Consider the following 16,481-nt stretch of genomic DNA (forward strand, 5'->3'; position numbering starts at 1 on the left):
TAGGCTTGCGCTTCATTTGATCGGTATCAACGCCCCTTGGGCAGCACCGATCAAACTAGGATGCTAAAGCCGCAGGATGCACCCATGTCGACCACACCTCGCTCTTCCCACCTATTTGCCGTTCTCTTGATCGCGTTGTTGCTCGGTGCCGGCGGCTTCGGTTACTGGCGCTCCACCCAGGACCGCCTGCCCGAAGGTCTGGGCATGGGCAATGGCCGCCTGGAATCCACCGAAGTGCAGATAGCCGCCAAGATCCCGGGGCGCCTGGCCGAAGTGCGGGTCGACGAAGGCGACAAGGTCCTCAAGGGCCAACTGCTGGCGCGCATGGACACCCGCACGCTGGAAGCCCAGCGCGCCCAGGCCGAAGCCGAAGTGCTGCGGGCCAAGGAGAACTTCGCCGCCGCCGAGGCCAACGTGCAACTGCGCCAGAGCGAACAACTGCTGGCCAACCAGGAACTCAAGCGTACCCAGGAGCTGTACAAACGCGGCTTCGCCAGCGGCCAGTTGATCGACCAGCAGCAAGCCCGCCAGAACACCGGCAACGCCGCCGTGACCGCCGCCCAGGCTCAGGTCAATTCGGCAAAAGCCACCATCGGTGCCGCACAAGCCCAGGTCGCGCAGCTCACCAGTGAAATCGACGACAGCAGCCTGCGCGCGCCTATCGACGGCATTATCCAACTGCGCCTGGCCGAACCGGGTGAAGTGCTTGGCGCGGGCGGGCGCGTGTTGCTGCTGATCGACCCCAATGATCAGTACATGAACCTCTATCTGCCCGCCTCCGTGACCGGACGCCTGACCGTCGGCAGTGACGCGCGGATTCTGCTCGACGCCCTGCCCCAGCAGCCGTTGCCGGCCAAGATCAGTTTTGTCGCCGCCAAGTCGCAGTTCACCCCCAAGGAAGTGGAGACCCGCGACGAACGCCAGAAACTGGTATTCCGCGTCAAATTGCACCTGACTCAACCGAGCGCCGTGCCCCAAGCCAAACCGGGTATGCCCGGCTCCGGCTATGTGCGCACAGCTGATATCGACTGGCCGGCCAACCTGCAATGACCGGCCTGGCGCTGCACGCCAAAGGCATCAACCACCATTACGGCAAACAACAGGCGCTGATCGACATCGCCTTCAGCCTGCCCGCCGGTACACGCTGCGGGCTGATCGGCCCGGATGGTGCGGGCAAGTCGAGTTTGTTGGGGTTGATCGCCGGCGTTAAGAAACTCCAGGCCGGCCAATTGGAGGTGCTCGGCGGCTCCATTCAGGATCGCCGTCACCGCAACAGCCTGTATCCGCGCATCGCCTTCATGCCTCAGGGTTTGGGTGGCAACCTGTACCCCGAGCTGTCCATCAGCGAGAACATCCGCTTCTTCGCCACCCTGTTCGGCCTGTCCAAAGCCGACTGCGACCAGCGCATGCACAACCTGCTGCTGGCCACCGACCTGGCTCGCTTCGCCGAGCGCCCAGCCGGCAAACTCTCCGGCGGCATGAAGCAGAAGCTCGGCCTGTGCTGCGCGCTGATCCACGACCCGGACCTGCTTATCCTTGATGAGCCCACCACCGGCGTCGATCCGCTGTCCCGTCGACGCTTCTGGGAGCTGGTAGAAACCGTACGCAGCGAACGCCCGCAACTGACGCTGCTGGTAGCCACGGCCTACATGGAGGAAGCCGAGCAGTTCGAACATTGCATGATGCTCGACCGCGGCAAACTGATCGCCGACGGTCTCAGTCGCGAACTGGCGGCAGCGACGCCGAGCGGCAAACTGGATGAGGCCTTCACCCACTTCCAGGGCGATGGCGCCCATGACAACCAGCCGCTGGTGATCCCGCCAAGGGAAAACGCCAACGCCGATATCGCCATCGAAGCGCACGAGTTGACCCTGCGTTTCGGTGATTTCACAGCGGTGAACAAGGTTAGCTTTGCCATTGGTCGCGGCGAGATTTTCGGCTTCCTTGGTTCCAACGGTTGCGGCAAGACCACCACCATGAAGGTCCTCACCGGGCTGATGCCGGCCACCGAAGGCAGCGCGACACTGCTGGGCAACCCTGTGAACGCCAAGGACCTGGCCACCCGCAAGCGCGTGGGCTTCATGTCCCAGAGTTTCTCGCTGTACGGTGAGCTCAGCGTGCGCCAGAACCTGGTGCTGCACGCGCAACTGTTCGACCTGCCCAAAGCAGACAGTGGGCCGCGTATCGATGAATTGATCCAACGCTTTGACCTGAGCAAGATAGCCGAGCAACCCTCCGGCGAATTACCCCTCGGTCTGCGCCAGCGCTTGTCTTTGGCCGTGGCCGTGCTGCATCGCCCGGAAGTGCTGATCCTCGATGAACCCACTTCCGGCGTCGACCCGGCAGCTCGGGATGATTTCTGGCGGCTGCTGGTCGAGTTGTCTCGGGAGCAAGGCGTGACCATCTTCCTGTCCACCCACTTCATGAACGAAGCCCAGCGCTGCGACCGCATTTCCTTGATGCACGCCGGCAAAGTGCTGGCCTGCGACACACCGGAGGCACTGCAACAGCAGTTCCACGGCGACACCCTGGAAGCCGCGTTCGTCACCTGCCTGGAACAGGCCCAAGGCGAACCCGAACCCGCTGCACCGGCCAAAACCGTCAGCGAAATCAGTGCGCCGCCCGTGAGCAAACGCGGCTTCAGCCTTTCTCGCCTGTTGGCCGTGGCCAGCCGTGAAGGCAAAGAACTACTGCGCGACAAAGTGCGCATGGCCTTCGCCCTCCTCGGCGCGATGTTCATGATGGTGATCTTCGGCTACGGCATTTCCCTGGACGTGGAAAACCTCGCCTTTGCCGTCTACGACCAGGACCAAAGCCCCCAAAGCCGAGCCTATCTGGAAGCCTTCCGCAGCTCGCGCTACTTCGCCGAACAGGCGCCCATCCAGGATTCCAGTGAGTTGCACCGGCGCCTGCAGCGCTCGGAAATCAAACTGGCCCTGGAGATCCCGCCAGGGTTTGGCCGTGACCTCTACGCTGGCCGCCAACCCACAGTCGCCGCCTGGCTCGACGGCGGCATGCCGTTTCGCGCGGAAACCAGCCGCAACTATGTAGAAGCGGTACACCAGGGCAACCTGCAACAACTGGCCGAACTGAGCAGCCTGCCGCAGACCACCCAGGCCGCCGCCAAGTTGGAAACCCGCTTTCGCTATAACCAGGACGTGGTCAGCGTGAATGCCATCGGCCCAGGGGTGATGGCGCTGATCCTGGCGTTTATCCCAGCGATGCTCACGGCTCTGGGAATCGTGCGCGAGAAAGAACTGGGCTCGATCACCAACTTCTATGCCACACCACTGACGCGCCTGGAGTTCCTGCTGGGCAAGCAGGCACCCTACATCGCCGTGAGCCTGATCAACCTGGCGCTGCTGGTGGCCATGAATCGCTGGCTGTTTAGCGTACCGTTCAAGGGCAGCGGCCTGACGTTGGCCTTTGGCGGACTGCTTTACGTGCTGGCCACCACCAGCATGGGCCTGCTGATTTCCGCGTTCACCCGTACTCAAATCGCGGCGATCCTCGGCACCATGATCATCACCAGCCTGCCGACCATCCAGTTTTCCGGGCTGATCGTGCCGCGCTCCTCTCTGGAAGGCGCGGCGGCACTGATGGGCACGCTGTTTCCAGCCGGGCACTTCCTGGATATCGCAGTCGGCACGTTCACCAAAGCTTTGGACCTACGCCAGTTGTGGCCGCAATGCCTGGCGCTGTTCGGGTTCTTCATCGGATTCACCGGGCTAAGCCTGATCATGCTCAAGAAGCAGGAGGCCTGATGCACACGCTCACTCATATCCTGCGCCTGGGCATCAAGGAACTCACCAGCCTGCGCCACGACAGCGTATTGCTGCTGTTCCTGTTCTACGCCTTCACTGTCGCCATCTATATGCCTGCCGCCGGATCTGTAATTGGCGTACACAACGCCAGCGTCGCCTTTGTGGACGAGGATCACAGCGCGCTCTCCAGGCAGATGGCAGAGGCGCTGCAACCGCCGGAATTCCAGGCGCCTGCGCCGCTGGCCTACGACCAATTGGACAAGGTGATGGACAGCGGCCAATACACCTTCGTGATCAACGTGCCGGCCAACTTCCAGGCTGATCTGCTCGCGGGTCGCCAGCCCGGCGTGCAGGTGAACGTCGATGCCACAGCAATGAGCCAGGCGTTCATGGGCGCGGGCTATATCGGCAGGATTTTCCAACGGGAGTTGCTGAGCTACAGCGGCCAAACCGATACCGCCAGCAAAGCCCCGGCGCTGCTGACCACACGAGCGCTGTTCAATACCAACCTGGAAGGTGGCTGGTTCCTGGCGGTAATCCAGATCGTCAACAACATCACCATTCTCGCCATCGTATTGACCGGCACCGCGCTGTTGCGTGAGCGAGAGCACGGCACCCTCGACCATCTGCTGGTGCTGCCGCTGACCGCGCTGGAAATCATGCTGGCAAAAATCTGGAGCAACATGTTGGTGGTGGTGGTGTGTACTTGGGTGTCGCTGGAGGTGGTGGTCAAAGGCTTGCTCGACGTGCCCCTGGCGGGATCGATGGGCCTGTTTCTATTCGTGACCGCGCTGTACCTGTTTGCCAGCACCGCACTGGGGATCTTCCTCGCCACCCTTGCCCGCTCGACGCCGCAGTTCGGCTTGCTGGCAATCCCGGTGATTATCCCAATGCTGTTGCTATCCGGCGGCAGTACGCCACTGGACAGCATGCCCGAGTGGTTGCAGTGGGTGATGCAGGGCTCGCCGTCGACGCACTTTGTGAGCCTGAGTGCAGCGATCCTGTTTCGGGACGCGGGCGTCAGTGTGGTATGGCCGGACTTGCTGGCGCTGGCGGCAATTGGATTGTTGTTTTTTGCGGTGGCGTTGGTGCGGTTCAGGAAGAGTTTGGCTTCCTGAACCGCCAGCCAGGCTGATTACTGAATGATCAGGTTGTTGAACAACAGGTCTTCCACCACCGGCTTGCCAGTCTCGTCGTTCATCACTTGCTGGGTTTGCTTGAGGGCTTCCTGGCGCAGTTTTTCCTTGCCTTCGACGGTGCTCATGGCCTCGTTGGTTTGCTGGGTAAACAGCGCCACCAACTGGTTACGAATCAACGCATCGTTGGCTTTGACAGCAGCAGCGGCTTCGGTACCGGTCACGCGCAGGGCGATGTCAGCCTTGAACACCTTGAGTTTCGCCGTGCCGTCCAGGCCGTAGTTACCCACGAACGGCGGGCTCAGGCTGATATAGCTGACCTTCGGCGCCTCGCCTTCTTTGGCTTCTTCGGCCTGGGCAGCCATGGGCAAGGTCAGGGCCAGCATCAACAGGATCCACGCTTTCACAGTTCATTCCTCACATTCGGTTGCCGGGTAGCATAACGCTAGCAAGGCAGAGCACAAGCTTATGGCGGCTTATCAGGGCCGGGCATGCTCGTTGACCCACGGGCCTACCCTCCTACACTTATCGGCCACGACACCAAAAGGAATAGCCCGATGAAAGCTGTGCTGTGCAAAGCCTTCGGCCCCGCCGAAACCCTGGTGCTGGAAGAAATCGCCAGCCCGGCGATCAAGAAGAACGAAATCCTGCTGGACGTACACGCGGCGGGGGTGAACTTCCCGGACACCCTGATCATCGAGGGCAAGTACCAGTTCAAGCCGCCCTTTCCGTTTTCGCCGGGTGGCGAGGCGTCGGGCGTGGTCAGCGAAGTGGGTGAGAAGATCAGCCATTTGAAAGTCGGCGACCGGGTCATGGCACTCACCGGCTGGGGCAGCTTTGCCGAGCAGGTCGCGGTGCCGGGCTATAACGTGCTACCGATCCCGCCGAGTATGGACTTCAACACCGCTGCCGCCTTCAGCATGACCTACGGCACCTCGATGCATGCGCTCAAACAACGCGCCAACCTGCAACCGGGCGAAACCTTGCTGGTGCTCGGTGCGTCCGGCGGCGTAGGCCTGGCCGCGGTGGAAATCGGCAAGGCCATGGGCGCCCGTGTGATCGCCGCAGCCAGCAGCGCCGAAAAGCTCGCCGTGGCCAAGGCCGCGGGTGCCGATGAACTGATCAACTACAGCGAAACCAGCCTCAAAGAAGAGATCAAGCGCCTCACCGACGGCAACGGCGCCGATGTGATCTACGACCCGGTGGGCGGTGACCTGTTTGACCAGGCCATCCGCGCCATCGCCTGGAACGGGCGTTTGCTGGTGGTTGGGTTCGCCAGCGGGCGTATTCCAGAGCTGCCGGTGAACCTGGCTTTGCTCAAGGGCGCAGGGGTGCTCGGGGTGTTCTGGGGCTCGTTTGCCCAGCGCCAGCCGCAGGACAATGCGGCGAACTTCCAGCAACTGTTCACTTGGTACGGTGAGGGCAAGCTCAAGCCGTTGGTCTCGCAGGTGTATCCACTGGACCAAGCCGCCCAGGCGATCAATGACCTCAGCCAGCGCAAGGCTGTCGGCAAGGTCGTCGTCCAGACCCGCTAACCGACCTGAAATGCAATCAAATGTGGGAGGGGGCTTGCCCCCGATGGCAGTGGGTCAGCTACAGATAAGCTGGCTGACCTACCGCTATCGGGGGCAAGCCCCCTCTCACATTTGATCTCCTGCGATCTTAAAATCGATAACGACCCACACTTATCCATTTACGACATGTTCGTAAAAGAACATGCAATTGCTCCCATTTCCTGTGTTTGTGCATGAGAAGCGATGCTATTTTCGGTAACGAAACTGTAACATTCGCATCCGCAGTCAAAACAAGAAATTTGGAGCTCTTGAATGTTTGCTTTCTTTCGTCCTGCCGCGCATCAGGCGCCCCTGCCTGAAGAAAAAATAGACAGTACCTACCGACGACTGCGCTGGCAGATCTTCGCCGGTATTTTCTTCGGTTACGCCGGTTATTACCTGCTGCGTAAAAACTTCTCCCTGGCCATGCCCTACCTGATCGACGAGGGTTACACCCGTGGTCAACTGGGCTTGGCGATGTCGGCCATCGCCATTGCCTACGGCCTGTCCAAGTTCCTCATGGGCCTGGTGTCCGACCGTTCCAACCCACGCTACTTCCTGCCTTTCGGCCTGCTGATATCGGCGGGTGTGATGTTCATTTTCGGGTTCGCACCTTGGGCAACGTCCAGCGTGACCATGATGTTCATTCTGCTGTTCATCAACGGCTGGGCCCAGGGCATGGGCTGGCCGCCAAGTGGGCGGACGATGGTGCACTGGTGGTCGCAGAAAGAACGCGGCGGTGTAGTGTCGGTGTGGAACGTGGCGCACAACGTCGGTGGCGGCCTGATCGGTCCGCTGTTCCTGCTGGGCATGGCGTGGTTCAACGACTGGCACGCAGCTTTCTATGTGCCGGCCACTGTGGCCTTGGCGGTAGCAGCCTTTGCCTTCATCACCATGCGCGACACACCGCAATCGGTTGGCCTGCCGCCCATCGAGAAATACAAGAACGACTATCCCGAAGGCTACGACGCCAGCCATGAGGAAGAATTCAGCGCCAAGGAAATCTTCGTCAAATACGTGCTGCGCAACAAAATGCTTTGGTACATCGCCTTCGCCAACGTGTTCGTCTACCTGTTGCGCTACGGCGTGCTGGACTGGGCGCCAACTTATCTGAAGGAAGCCAAGCACTTCGACGTGGATAAAACGTCTTGGGCGTATTTCTTCTACGAGTGGGCAGGCATTCCAGGCACGCTGCTGTGCGGCTGGATGTCGGACAAGATCTTCCGTGGCAACCGTGGCCTGACGGGCGTGGTGTTCATGGCGCTGGTGACCGTGGCAACCCTGGTGTACTGGCTCAATCCGCCGGGCAACCCGATGGTCGACATGATTGCGCTGTTCTCCATCGGTTTCCTGATCTACGGCCCGGTGATGCTGATCGGCCTGCAGGCCCTGGAGTTGGCACCCAAGAAAGCCGCCGGTACGGCCGCGGGCTTCACCGGTCTGTTCGGTTATCTGGGCGGTTCGGTGGCAGCCAGTGCGGCAATGGGCTACACCGTGGACCACTTCGGCTGGGACGGTGGTTTCGTACTGCTGATCGGTGCGTGCCTGCTGGCTATCGCGTTCCTGATCCCAACGCTGTGGCACACCAACAGCGTCAGCTCGGCGCGTTAATCGCCAGAGCAACCCTTTGCACAACGCTTGAGCCGCGCCTCCAGATTCTTATCTGGCATGGCGTGGCTACGCAGGGCGTTTACGGTCTGCTCGACATAATCGCGAGTAGTGCCGTAACGCCCGCAAGCGCTTTGCAGCACATGGTTGAGCACGATATCCGGCAAGTTGCCAGCATAGCTGGGCAAGTGCCGCTCCAGGACAAACCCCAACGCCTGCACCTGACTGCCATCCTCAAGACGGCAGCTGAGCCAGTGCGGCCGGTAGGACGGGTAAGGCATCTCGCGCTGCCACAAGGCGTAAAGCGAGGCCTCCAACTGATCTTCGGGCAAGCGGTAAGCGAACCCGCTGCAAGAGCCACCGCGATCCAACCCAAACACCAACCCTGGCGTTTCCGGCGTGCCCCGATGCTCGTGGGACCACAGGTACAGGCCGCGGTGATAGCCGTGGACCCGCGCCCGCATCCGCTCGGAAGACGAGCATTCAGGACGCCAGATCAGCGAACCGTACGCAAATAGCCAGACCGGCCCACCTTTATGCCGGCCCATGGTGGCCTGCATCGAGCTCATTAACTGTTCGTGAGTGAGTTGCGGCCCCAGATCGAGCCGCGGAGGGTAAGCCAACTGCTGAAGATCGGTTTCTATGGCGGTCATGGCGAAAAGCGGTACGCCTCCTGTGTGTTACCAGTTGTAAGCAACTTTACCGTAATAAAACGCGCCGCTGTAACCGTACGGCGAAAAAGTGCTATAGGCCAAATTGCCACCACTGCTGGCGAAGGCGTTGACCTTCTCTGGGTATTTATCGGTGACGTTGTCGCCGCCCAAGGTGAAGGTCCAGTTCTTCAGCTTGTAGTCAGCCGATAAATCCAGTACCCAGGCGGCCTTGAAAGTCTGGTCGTTGACCTTGTCCGCCTGGTAGCTGGTGAACTCACCATAGCGCACCAAATTGCTGTGCAGTGCCCAATTGCCGTAGGTGAAGTCGTTACCCAAGCTCAGCTTGTGCTGGGGCGTGGTATCGCCGAGCAAACCGATGCGCTCGCGACGGTCCACCCTCACCAGGTTCGCCCCAAGGCTATCGAGGATGGCCGGGTTGGGTTTCACATCGGTCACTTTGGTATGGTTGTAGTTGTAGCCCACGGTGCTGTTCCAGCGGATACCGCTATCGAATTGGTAGCGATAGTTGGCTACCAGATCGACGCCGTCGGTGCTGGTGTCGGTGGCGTTGGTGAAGTAGCGGGCGGTGGTGTAATCAATGTTGCCCACGCCGTTGGCCTGCAGGTAGGCACGCGTCGCCGCGTTTATGCCGAGGTTGGAGGACAGGCTGATACGGTCGCGAATGTCGATACGGTACACATCCACCGTCACCGTCAGGTCATCGGCCGGCTCCAGTACCAGACCAAGGCTGTAGTTGCGCGACTTCTCGGCCTTGAGGTCTTCAGCACCGAGCAAGCGCGCAACCTGGCTGTTGGCCGGGAAGGTACCGGCTTCCTGGATGGTGCTGCCGATCAGCTGCGATGAGGTGTAGGCAAAGTTCTGCTGGGCCAGGGACGGCGCGCGGAAACCGTTGGACACACTGCCGCGCAAGGCCACTTGCGGGGTGAAGTCATAACGGGCTGACAGCGAGCCGCTGACGTTGGAGCCAAAGTCACTGTAGTCCTCATGGCGCACGGCGGCCGAGGCGCTGAGTTTTTCGGTGAAGTTGGTTTCCAGGTCCAGATACTGCGCCCAATTGTGACGAGAGCTGGTGCCCGCGTCGGCATCCCGGAAGCCGCCCAGCCCAGAGCTGCCGGTCTGGAAGTAGGACGCTGGCTCGCCCGCCTCGATTTCATAACCCTGATGCAGGTATTCACCGCCGAACGCCACGGACACCGGGTAAGGCAGCCAGCCCACGTCGAACTCGCGGGACAGGTCCAGGCTGACTTGCTTCTGGTCGTTGCTCAGGGTGCCGTTGTCGAACTTGCGCGGTGTCGCCAGGCCCAGGGAGGTGTTGATGGTTTCAGTGCTGAGTGCGTACTGGTTCTTGCCGTAGTTGGCCGACAGGTCGTAATGCCAGTCGTACGCCAGCAAGCCACGCAGGCCTACCACCAACGACGTGTCTTCAAGGTTGCCCTTGATCAGCGGCAGGTAACCGTTGGGGTTGAGCGCCGGGATGTTGTTGGACGCATTGCTCGCGCGGTAGAACGCCGCCGTCTCGCCACGCCGCTTGCTGTAACCGCCGAAGGTGTAGAACTCGGCCGCGTCGTTGAAGGAATATTCGGAGTTGAACTGGAACTTGCCTTCATTGGTGGCCGGCTCACCTTGGCGGAACACGCGCTGGCCATAGGTGGTAGAGCCGACGCTTCCGGTGCGGTAGTCATCACCGGCGCGGTTGGTGTAGTCGTTGTCAGCCCCTTCGGCCGACAGGTTGATAAAGCCGTTGTCGCCCAATGCCAGGCCGGTGTTGCCGCTGACATTACGCTGGATGCCGTCGCCCTTCTTGTATTCGCCGAACTTGGTGGAGATCGAGCCGCCATGGTCAGCGTGCTTGAGGATCACGTTGATCACCCCGGCAATCGCATCCGAGCCGTAGCGCGCGGAAGCACCGTCTCGCAGCACTTCGATATGGTCCACCGCCGACAGCGGGATCGCATTCAGGTCCGCCGGTGCCGACCCACGGCCCACTGCGCCGCCCAGGTTGACGAAGGCACTGGTGTGGCGGCGCTTGCCGTTGACCAGCACCAGCACCTGATCAGGTGACAGGCCGCGCAACTGTGCAGGCCGCACCAATTCGGCGCCGTCCACCAGGCTTGGGCGTGGGAAATTGATTGATGGAATAAGGCGCGCCAGCACTGCGCCTAGCTCATCGGAGCCGGTGCTGCGCAGACTGTCACCGGAAATCACATCGATGGGTGACAGTGAAGCACTCGCCGTACGCTCCTGAGCGCGGGTGCCGGTGACAATCACGGTGTCGAGTTTGGGTGCATCGGTGGCGGACGTTTCGGCCGCAAAGACTGGATTGAAGCTCACAGCGGTCAGCAAATTGGCCGACAAAATCGCCGAGTACAGCGCGTGTTTCTTGTAGCTCCCCATACCGCTCCCCTTTCCCTTATGAATCAGTAATCAAACATCAGAACGTCAGTGCTCTGAGCTCATACGATCGATCCGGCTGGCGGGCGGTGGCGGTCAGTTGTTGGTGATTGGCAGAAAATCGGTAGTCCGTTGCGATATAGCTTAAAGATATTCATGTAACAAATTAAATACCTTTAAGGAATAAGAGAGTGCATAAGCCCAGGGTCCCCTCCGTCAGGATTATCCGCAGCGATCCCGTTACTTTCAGCCCCGGTTCAGCCTGGGCACGCGCCAAGCCGTCAAAATAGGGTGCACATCACGACCCACTTAGCCGCCCATCAAACCGACTACCGAGGTCGCACCCATGAAGAATTTTCGACTGCCTGGCCTGTTATTGCTGGCCCAGGCCACCACCGCGCTAGCTGGCGAATCGCCCTTCACCGAAGACGACAAGGGCTTCTGGTACGCGCAGACCAGCGTCTACACTCGGCACTTCGCGCCGGACAAGGACCACAACAACAACCAAGACCTGATTGGCCTGGAGCGCAATGAAGCCTCAGGGTTGGTGTATGGCGGGGCAACCTTTCGCAACTCGTTCCGCCAGCGCTCGTACTACGCCTACGCGGGCAAGCGCTATGACATGACCGACTATCCGGTGTACCTGAAGGTCACGGGCGGGGCGATCCAGGGCTATCGCGGCAAGTACCGCGACAAGATCCCATTGAACCGTTTCGGTGTGGCGCCGGTGATTATTCCGTCGGTAGGCACCCATTACGGGCCGGTGGCGGCGGAGTTGGTGTTGTTGGGGTTCAATGCGGCGATGGTGACGACCGGCGTGCGCTTCTAAGCGAGCACTGAGCGGGGCTTTTGTGATGAGCAGGCTTGCCCGCTCACCACAAAAAGCCGGCGGCTCTTGGAATGGATCAGCGCGGCGCGTAGGCGAATACGTCGGCGCGCATCTGATGCGCATCCATGCCGGCGTCGACCAGCGCATCCAGCGTGCCGTAGATCATCGCCGGTGAGCCGCTGGCGTAGACGTGCACGGCCTTGAGGTCGGCGATGTCCTCGCACACCGCTTCATGGAGCAAACCGCAGCGTCCTTCCCAACCGCACAGATCACTGACGACTTTGTGCAGGAACAAGTTTGGCAGTTGCAGCCATTGGTCCCAGTGTTCGATCTGGTAGAAGTCTTCCGGGCGTCGCACGCCCCAGTACAGGTGCACCGGGTGCTTGAAGCCGGAGGCGCGGCAATGTTCGATCAGGCTATGCATCTGTGCCATACCGGTGCCGGCGGCGATCAACACCAGCGGACCGTCCGGCAGTTCAGCCAGATGGGTATCGCCAAACGGCAACTCCACACGGGCCATCTGATTGCGTTGCAGCTGTTCCAGCAGGGCGCGCGCGCTGTCCTCGCGGGCCAGCACATGCAGTTCCAGCTCGCGCCCGGAGTGAGGCGCCGACGCTAGGGAGAATGCGGATTTTTCGCCATTTTCCCGTTCGATCATCAGGTATTGCCCGGCGTGGTAGCGCACCGCCTTGCCGGCCGGGGCCAGCAGGCGCACGCGCCACACATCACCACCGACCTCTACGCATTCACTCAATTGGCACGACAACTTGCGCAACGGCAACTCTCCCGGCGCCAACACGCCATCCCACAACACAATGCAATCTTCCAACGGTTCGGCGATGCAGGTGTAGAACTCACCGTGGTCGCGCACCTCACCTGCTTGCTGCACCCGGCCTTCCACCAGCAGCGCGGCACACACGTGGCAGACGCCATTGCGACAGGCCTGCGGGCATTCGTAGCCCAGGCGGCGCGCCCCTTCGAGGATTCGCTCGCCGGGGACCAGCTCCAGCACGGCGCCGGAAGGTTGCAGGGTTACACGCATCAATCTATTCCCAATTCTTTCCACATCGCATCGACGCGCGCGGTCACGGCTTCATCCTTGACGATCACCCGACCCCACTCGCGGGTAGTTTCACCCGGCCATTTGTGGGTAGCATCCAGGCCCATCTTAGAGCCCAGGCCCGATACCGGCGACGCGAAGTCGAGGTAGTCGATCGGCGTATTGTCGATCATCACCGTGTCGCGCTTGGGGTCCATGCGCGTGGTGATGGCCCAGATCACGTCGTTCCAGTCGCGGGCGTTGATGTCGTCGTCGGTGACAATAACGAACTTGGTGTACATGAACTGTCGCAAAAACGACCACACTCCCAACATGACGCGCTTGGCATGGCCAGGGTACGACTTCTTCATGGTCACGATGGCCATGCGGTACGAACAGCCTTCCGGCGGCAGGTAGAAGTCGGTGATTTCCGGGAATTGCTTTTGCAGGATAGGCACGAACACTTCGTTGAGCGCCACGCCGAGAATGGCCGGCTCATCCGGCGGACGGCCGGTGTAAGTGCTGTGGTAGATCGGCTTGATCCGGTGGGTGATGCGTTCGACGGTGAATACCGGGAAGCTGTCGACTTCGTTGTAATAGCCGGTGTGGTCGCCGTAAGGACCTTCGTCGGCCATCTCGCCAGGGTGGATCACGCCTTCGAGGATGATTTCAGCAGTGGCGGGCACTTGCAGGTCGTTGCCACGGCATTTGACCAGCTCGGTACGGTTGCCACGCAACAGGCCCGCGAAGGCGTATTCGGACAGGCTGTCCGGCACAGGGGTCACAGCGCCCAGGATGGTGGCGGGGTCTGCACCCAAGGCCACGGAAACCGGGAACGGCTGGCCAGGGTGTTTTTCGCACCACTCACGGAAGTCCAGCGCGCCGCCACGGTGACTCAGCCAACGCATGATCACCTTGTTGCGGCCGATCACTTGCTGACGGTAGATACCGAGGTTCTGACGGTCTTTGTTCGGGCCTTTGGTGACGGTCAGGCCCCAGGTGATCAGCGGGCCGACGTCGCCGGGCCAGCAGGTTTGCACCGGGAGCATGGCCAGGTCGACGTCATCGCCTTCGATGACCACTTCCTGGCACACCGCGTCCTTGACCACTTTGGGGGCCATGGCAATGATTTTGCGGAAGATCGGCAGCTTCGACCAGGCGTCCTTCAGACCCTTGGGGGGCTCGGGCTCCTTGAGGAAGGCCAGTAGTTTGCCGATCTCGCGCAGTTCGCTGACCGACTCGGCGCCCATGCCGAACGCCACGCGATCGGGCGTGCCGAACAGGTTGCCGAGCACCGGAATATCAAAGCCGGTCGGGTTTTCGAACAGCAGCGCCGGGCCCTTGCTACGCAGGGTACGGTCGCAAATCTCAGTCATTTCCAGCACTGGGGAAACCGGCACCTGGATACGTTTCAACTCTCCGCGCTGCTCAAGTTGCTGCACGAAATCCCGAAGATCCTTGAATTTCATTAACCATGCCACCCGTAAAATAGGCGTACATCCTACCTGCTCTGAGGCTGGCTGGCAGCTTATCGCGGTGCATTTGACTGCCGAATGCGCTTAAAAAACGCGCAAAAAAAATGGCGCCCCTGGGGGCGCCATTCTTTCGGACCTGAAACGTCGTATTACTTACGCTTCATCGACAGGAAGAACTCGTCGTTGGTCTTGGTGGTTTTCAGCTTGTCGATAAGGAACTCGATGGCTGCAACTTCGTCCATCGGGTGCAGCAGCTTGCGAAGGATCCACATACGCTGCAGTTCGTCGTCGGCAGTCAGCAACTCTTCGCGGCGGGTGCCGGAACGGTTGATGTTGATTGCCGGGAACACGCGTTTTTCCGCGATGCGACGGTCCAAAGGCAGTTCCATGTTGCCGGTACCCTTGAACTCTTCGTAGATCACTTCGTCCATCTTCGAGCCGGTTTCAACCAGCGCGGTGGCGATAATGGTCAGCGAGCCGCCTTCTTCGATGTTCCGCGCGGCGCCGAAGAAACGCTTCGGCTTCTCCAGGGCGTGGGCATCGACACCACCGGTCAATACCTTGCCGGAGCTCGGGATCACTGTGTTGTAAGCACGGGCCAGACGGGTGATGGAGTCGAGCAGGATCACCACGTCCTTCTTGTGTTCGACCAGGCGCTTGGCCTTCTCGATCACCATTTCAGCAACCTGCACGTGGCGGGTTGGCGGCTCATCGAACGTCGAGGCAACCACTTCGCCGCGCACGGTGCGCTGCATTTCGGTCACTTCTTCCGGACGTTCATCGATCAGCAATACGATCAGGTGAACTTCAGGGTTGTTACGCGCGATGTTCGCTGCAATGTTCTGCAGCATGATGGTCTTACCGGCTTTCGGCGGTGCGACGATCAGGCCACGCTGGCCTTTGCCAATCGGAGCGCACAGGTCGATCACACGACCGGTCAAGTCTTCGGTGGAACCGTTACCGGCTTCCATCTTCATGCGCACAGTCGGGAACAGCGGGGTCAGGTTCTCGAAGAGAATCTTGTTTTTCGCGTTCTCTGGACGATCGAAGTTGATCGTGTCGACCTTGAGCAGGGCGAAGTAACGCTCGCCTTCCTTCGGTGGACGGATCTTGCCAACGATGGTGTCACCGGTGCGCAAGTTGAAGCGACGGATCTGGCTCGGCGAGACGTAGATATCGTCTGGGCCGGCGAGATAGGAAGCGTCTGCAGAGCGGAGGAAGCCGAAGCCGTCCTGGAGAATCTCCAGCACGCCATCACCGGAGATTTCCTCGCCGCTTTTCGCGTGCTTCTTGAGCAGGGAGAAAATCACGTCCTGCTTGCGCGAACGGGCCATATTTTCTATGCCCATTTCTTCGGCCAATTGGAGCAGGTCGGTAATCGGCTTTTGCTTGAGTTCAGTCAGATTCATATAGGAATGACGTAATCATTTATGGAGGGGGGGAAATTAAGCTTTTGGCTTAATGAGGCCGCGCCGCAGAGAAGGCGACAGGATCGCGTACTAATCGAAAAGGAATGCGTCGGCGACGGCTTGCAGGGGGCAGTGGAGAAACCAGTGCGGGGCCGAATGTACCACCTGAATTTCGGAGCGTCTAGCCCTGTTTAACGAAAAAGCCCCGCAATTTGCGGGGCCTTTTTGACGACGCTTAGATGTTGGCGTCGAGGAAAGCTTGCAGCTGGGACTTCGACAGCGCACCTACTTTGGTGGCTTCAACGTTGCCGTTCTTGAACAGCATCAGCGTAGGAATACCGCGCACACCGTGCTTGGCCGGGGTTTCCTGATTGTCGTCGATGTTCAGCTTGGCAATGGTCAGCTTGCCTTCGTAAGTAGTTGCAATGTCGTCCAGGACCGGAGCGATCATTTTGCAAGGGCCGCACCATTCAGCCCAGTAGTCAACCAGCACCGGGCCAGCAGCCTTGAGTACTTCGGCCTCAAAGGTCGCGTCGGTGACGTGCTTGATAAGATCGTTGCTCATGGATGTCTCCGGATTGTAAGCAAAAAAAACGTTGCCCA

At 60.2% G+C, this 16,481-nt stretch carries 13 protein-coding genes; 6 read left to right on the forward strand and 7 right to left on the reverse strand.

Annotated elements, in window-relative coordinates; genetic code table 11:
- The first annotated feature begins 84 nt into the window (after positions 1 to 84).
- Genes AOA61_RS10700 through AOA61_RS10710 form a run of 3 tightly spaced genes read left to right on the forward strand, consistent with a single transcriptional unit; the run spans position 85 to position 4,882 of the window.
- Entirely contained in the window at positions 85 to 1,050 is a 966-nt protein-coding gene (locus AOA61_RS10700; protein ID WP_095185174.1) for an HlyD family secretion protein, read from the forward strand.
- A complete protein-coding gene (gene rbbA, locus AOA61_RS10705) occupies positions 1,047 to 3,764 on the forward strand; it encodes a ribosome-associated ATPase/putative transporter RbbA (protein WP_099601733.1) in 2,718 nt (905 codons plus the stop codon). Before AOA61_RS10700 ends, rbbA begins: the two co-directional genes overlap by 4 nt.
- On the forward strand, positions 3,764 to 4,882 hold the full coding sequence (locus AOA61_RS10710; protein WP_099601734.1) for an ABC transporter permease: 1,119 nt from the start codon (positions 3,764 to 3,766) through the stop codon (positions 4,880 to 4,882). The genes rbbA and AOA61_RS10710 overlap by 1 nt, the downstream gene beginning before the upstream one ends.
- Before the next feature lie 17 nt (positions 4,883 to 4,899).
- On the opposite strand, the gene AOA61_RS10715 is transcribed toward AOA61_RS10710, so the two are convergent.
- Positions 4,900 to 5,307 (reverse strand): flagellar basal body-associated protein FliL, encoded by a 408-nt coding sequence (locus tag AOA61_RS10715; protein WP_032884296.1) that lies wholly within the window; start codon positions 5,305 to 5,307, stop codon positions 4,900 to 4,902.
- A 150-nt stretch (positions 5,308 to 5,457) separates the two neighbouring features.
- Here AOA61_RS10715 and AOA61_RS10720 point away from each other — a divergent pair, with 150 nt between their 5' ends.
- Together AOA61_RS10720 and glpT are read left to right on the forward strand one after the other, a co-directional pair.
- Positions 5,458 to 6,435 (forward strand): NADPH:quinone oxidoreductase family protein, encoded by a 978-nt coding sequence (locus AOA61_RS10720; protein WP_099601735.1) that lies wholly within the window; start codon positions 5,458 to 5,460, stop codon positions 6,433 to 6,435.
- Between the two features lie 291 nt (positions 6,436 to 6,726).
- On the forward strand, positions 6,727 to 8,064 hold the full coding sequence (gene glpT, locus AOA61_RS10725; RefSeq protein WP_032884299.1) for a glycerol-3-phosphate transporter: 1,338 nt from the start codon (positions 6,727 to 6,729) through the stop codon (positions 8,062 to 8,064).
- Here glpT and AOA61_RS10730 read toward each other — a convergent pair.
- Both AOA61_RS10730 and AOA61_RS10735 read right to left on the reverse strand, forming a co-directional pair.
- A complete protein-coding gene (locus AOA61_RS10730; RefSeq protein WP_099601736.1) occupies positions 8,061 to 8,714 on the reverse strand; it encodes a gamma-glutamylcyclotransferase in 654 nt (217 codons plus the stop codon). The two genes, glpT and AOA61_RS10730, sit on opposite strands and share 4 nt — an antisense overlap.
- Positions 8,715 to 8,741: 27 nt before the next feature.
- The gene (locus tag AOA61_RS10735; protein WP_032884301.1) at positions 8,742 to 11,129 is read right to left on the reverse strand and encodes a TonB-dependent siderophore receptor; all 2,388 of its coding nucleotides are present in this window, start codon (positions 11,127 to 11,129) and stop codon (positions 8,742 to 8,744) included.
- Between the two features lie 343 nt (positions 11,130 to 11,472).
- On the opposite strand from AOA61_RS10735, the gene AOA61_RS10740 reads away from it, so the two are divergent.
- A complete protein-coding gene (locus tag AOA61_RS10740; RefSeq protein WP_099601737.1) occupies positions 11,473 to 11,955 on the forward strand; it encodes a sn-glycerol-3-phosphate transporter in 483 nt (160 codons plus the stop codon).
- Positions 11,956 to 12,031: 76 nt separating this feature from the next.
- Here the strand turns inward: AOA61_RS10740 and AOA61_RS10745 are convergent, their stop codons facing one another.
- The 4 genes from AOA61_RS10745 to trxA form a co-directional block, all read right to left on the reverse strand.
- Positions 12,032 to 12,997, reverse strand: a complete 966-nt coding sequence (locus AOA61_RS10745; protein ID WP_032884304.1) for a CDP-6-deoxy-delta-3,4-glucoseen reductase — start codon at positions 12,995 to 12,997, stop codon at positions 12,032 to 12,034.
- Positions 12,997 to 14,463 carry a 4-hydroxy-3-polyprenylbenzoate decarboxylase gene (gene ubiD / locus AOA61_RS10750; protein WP_032884305.1) on the reverse strand — a complete coding sequence of 489 codons (1,467 nt, stop codon included), beginning with the start codon at positions 14,461 to 14,463 and terminating at the stop codon, positions 12,997 to 12,999. The genes AOA61_RS10745 and ubiD overlap by 1 nt, the downstream gene beginning before the upstream one ends.
- 155 nt (positions 14,464 to 14,618) lie before the next feature.
- Positions 14,619 to 15,878: a transcription termination factor Rho gene (rho, locus tag AOA61_RS10755; RefSeq protein WP_003176825.1), complete on the reverse strand. Its 1,260-nt coding sequence runs from the start codon at positions 15,876 to 15,878 to the stop codon at positions 14,619 to 14,621.
- 235 nt (positions 15,879 to 16,113) lie between these two features.
- Positions 16,114 to 16,443, reverse strand: a complete 330-nt coding sequence (trxA, locus tag AOA61_RS10760) for a thioredoxin TrxA (RefSeq protein WP_015886460.1) — start codon at positions 16,441 to 16,443, stop codon at positions 16,114 to 16,116.
- Between the last annotated feature and the right edge of the window lie 38 nt (positions 16,444 to 16,481).

Source organism: Pseudomonas sp. 2995-1 (genome assembly GCF_002742505.1).
GTDB lineage: Bacteria > Pseudomonadota > Gammaproteobacteria > Pseudomonadales > Pseudomonadaceae > Aquipseudomonas > Aquipseudomonas sivasensis.

Excerpts from the sequence above, each read along its gene's own strand:
- AOA61_RS10700 (WP_095185174.1), top strand. The coding sequence starts at position 85 with ATGTCGACCACACCTCGCTCTTCCCACCTATTTGCCGTTCTCTTGATC.
- trxA (WP_015886460.1), bottom strand. The coding sequence starts at position 16,443 with ATGAGCAACGATCTTATCAAGCACGTCACCGACGCGACCTTTGAGGCC.
- ubiD (WP_032884305.1), bottom strand. The coding sequence starts at position 14,463 with ATGAAATTCAAGGATCTTCGGGATTTCGTGCAGCAACTTGAGCAGCGC.
- AOA61_RS10745 (WP_032884304.1), bottom strand. The coding sequence starts at position 12,997 with ATGCGTGTAACCCTGCAACCTTCCGGCGCCGTGCTGGAGCTGGTCCCC.
- AOA61_RS10735 (WP_032884301.1), bottom strand. The coding sequence starts at position 11,129 with ATGGGGAGCTACAAGAAACACGCGCTGTACTCGGCGATTTTGTCGGCC.
- AOA61_RS10710 (WP_099601734.1), top strand. The coding sequence starts at position 3,764 with ATGCACACGCTCACTCATATCCTGCGCCTGGGCATCAAGGAACTCACC.
- glpT (WP_032884299.1), top strand. The coding sequence starts at position 6,727 with ATGTTTGCTTTCTTTCGTCCTGCCGCGCATCAGGCGCCCCTGCCTGAA.
- rbbA (WP_099601733.1), top strand. The coding sequence starts at position 1,047 with ATGACCGGCCTGGCGCTGCACGCCAAAGGCATCAACCACCATTACGGC.
- AOA61_RS10720 (WP_099601735.1), top strand. The coding sequence starts at position 5,458 with ATGAAAGCTGTGCTGTGCAAAGCCTTCGGCCCCGCCGAAACCCTGGTG.
- AOA61_RS10740 (WP_099601737.1), top strand. The coding sequence starts at position 11,473 with ATGAAGAATTTTCGACTGCCTGGCCTGTTATTGCTGGCCCAGGCCACC.
- rho (WP_003176825.1), bottom strand. The coding sequence starts at position 15,878 with ATGAATCTGACTGAACTCAAGCAAAAGCCGATTACCGACCTGCTCCAA.
- AOA61_RS10730 (WP_099601736.1), bottom strand. The coding sequence starts at position 8,714 with ATGACCGCCATAGAAACCGATCTTCAGCAGTTGGCTTACCCTCCGCGG.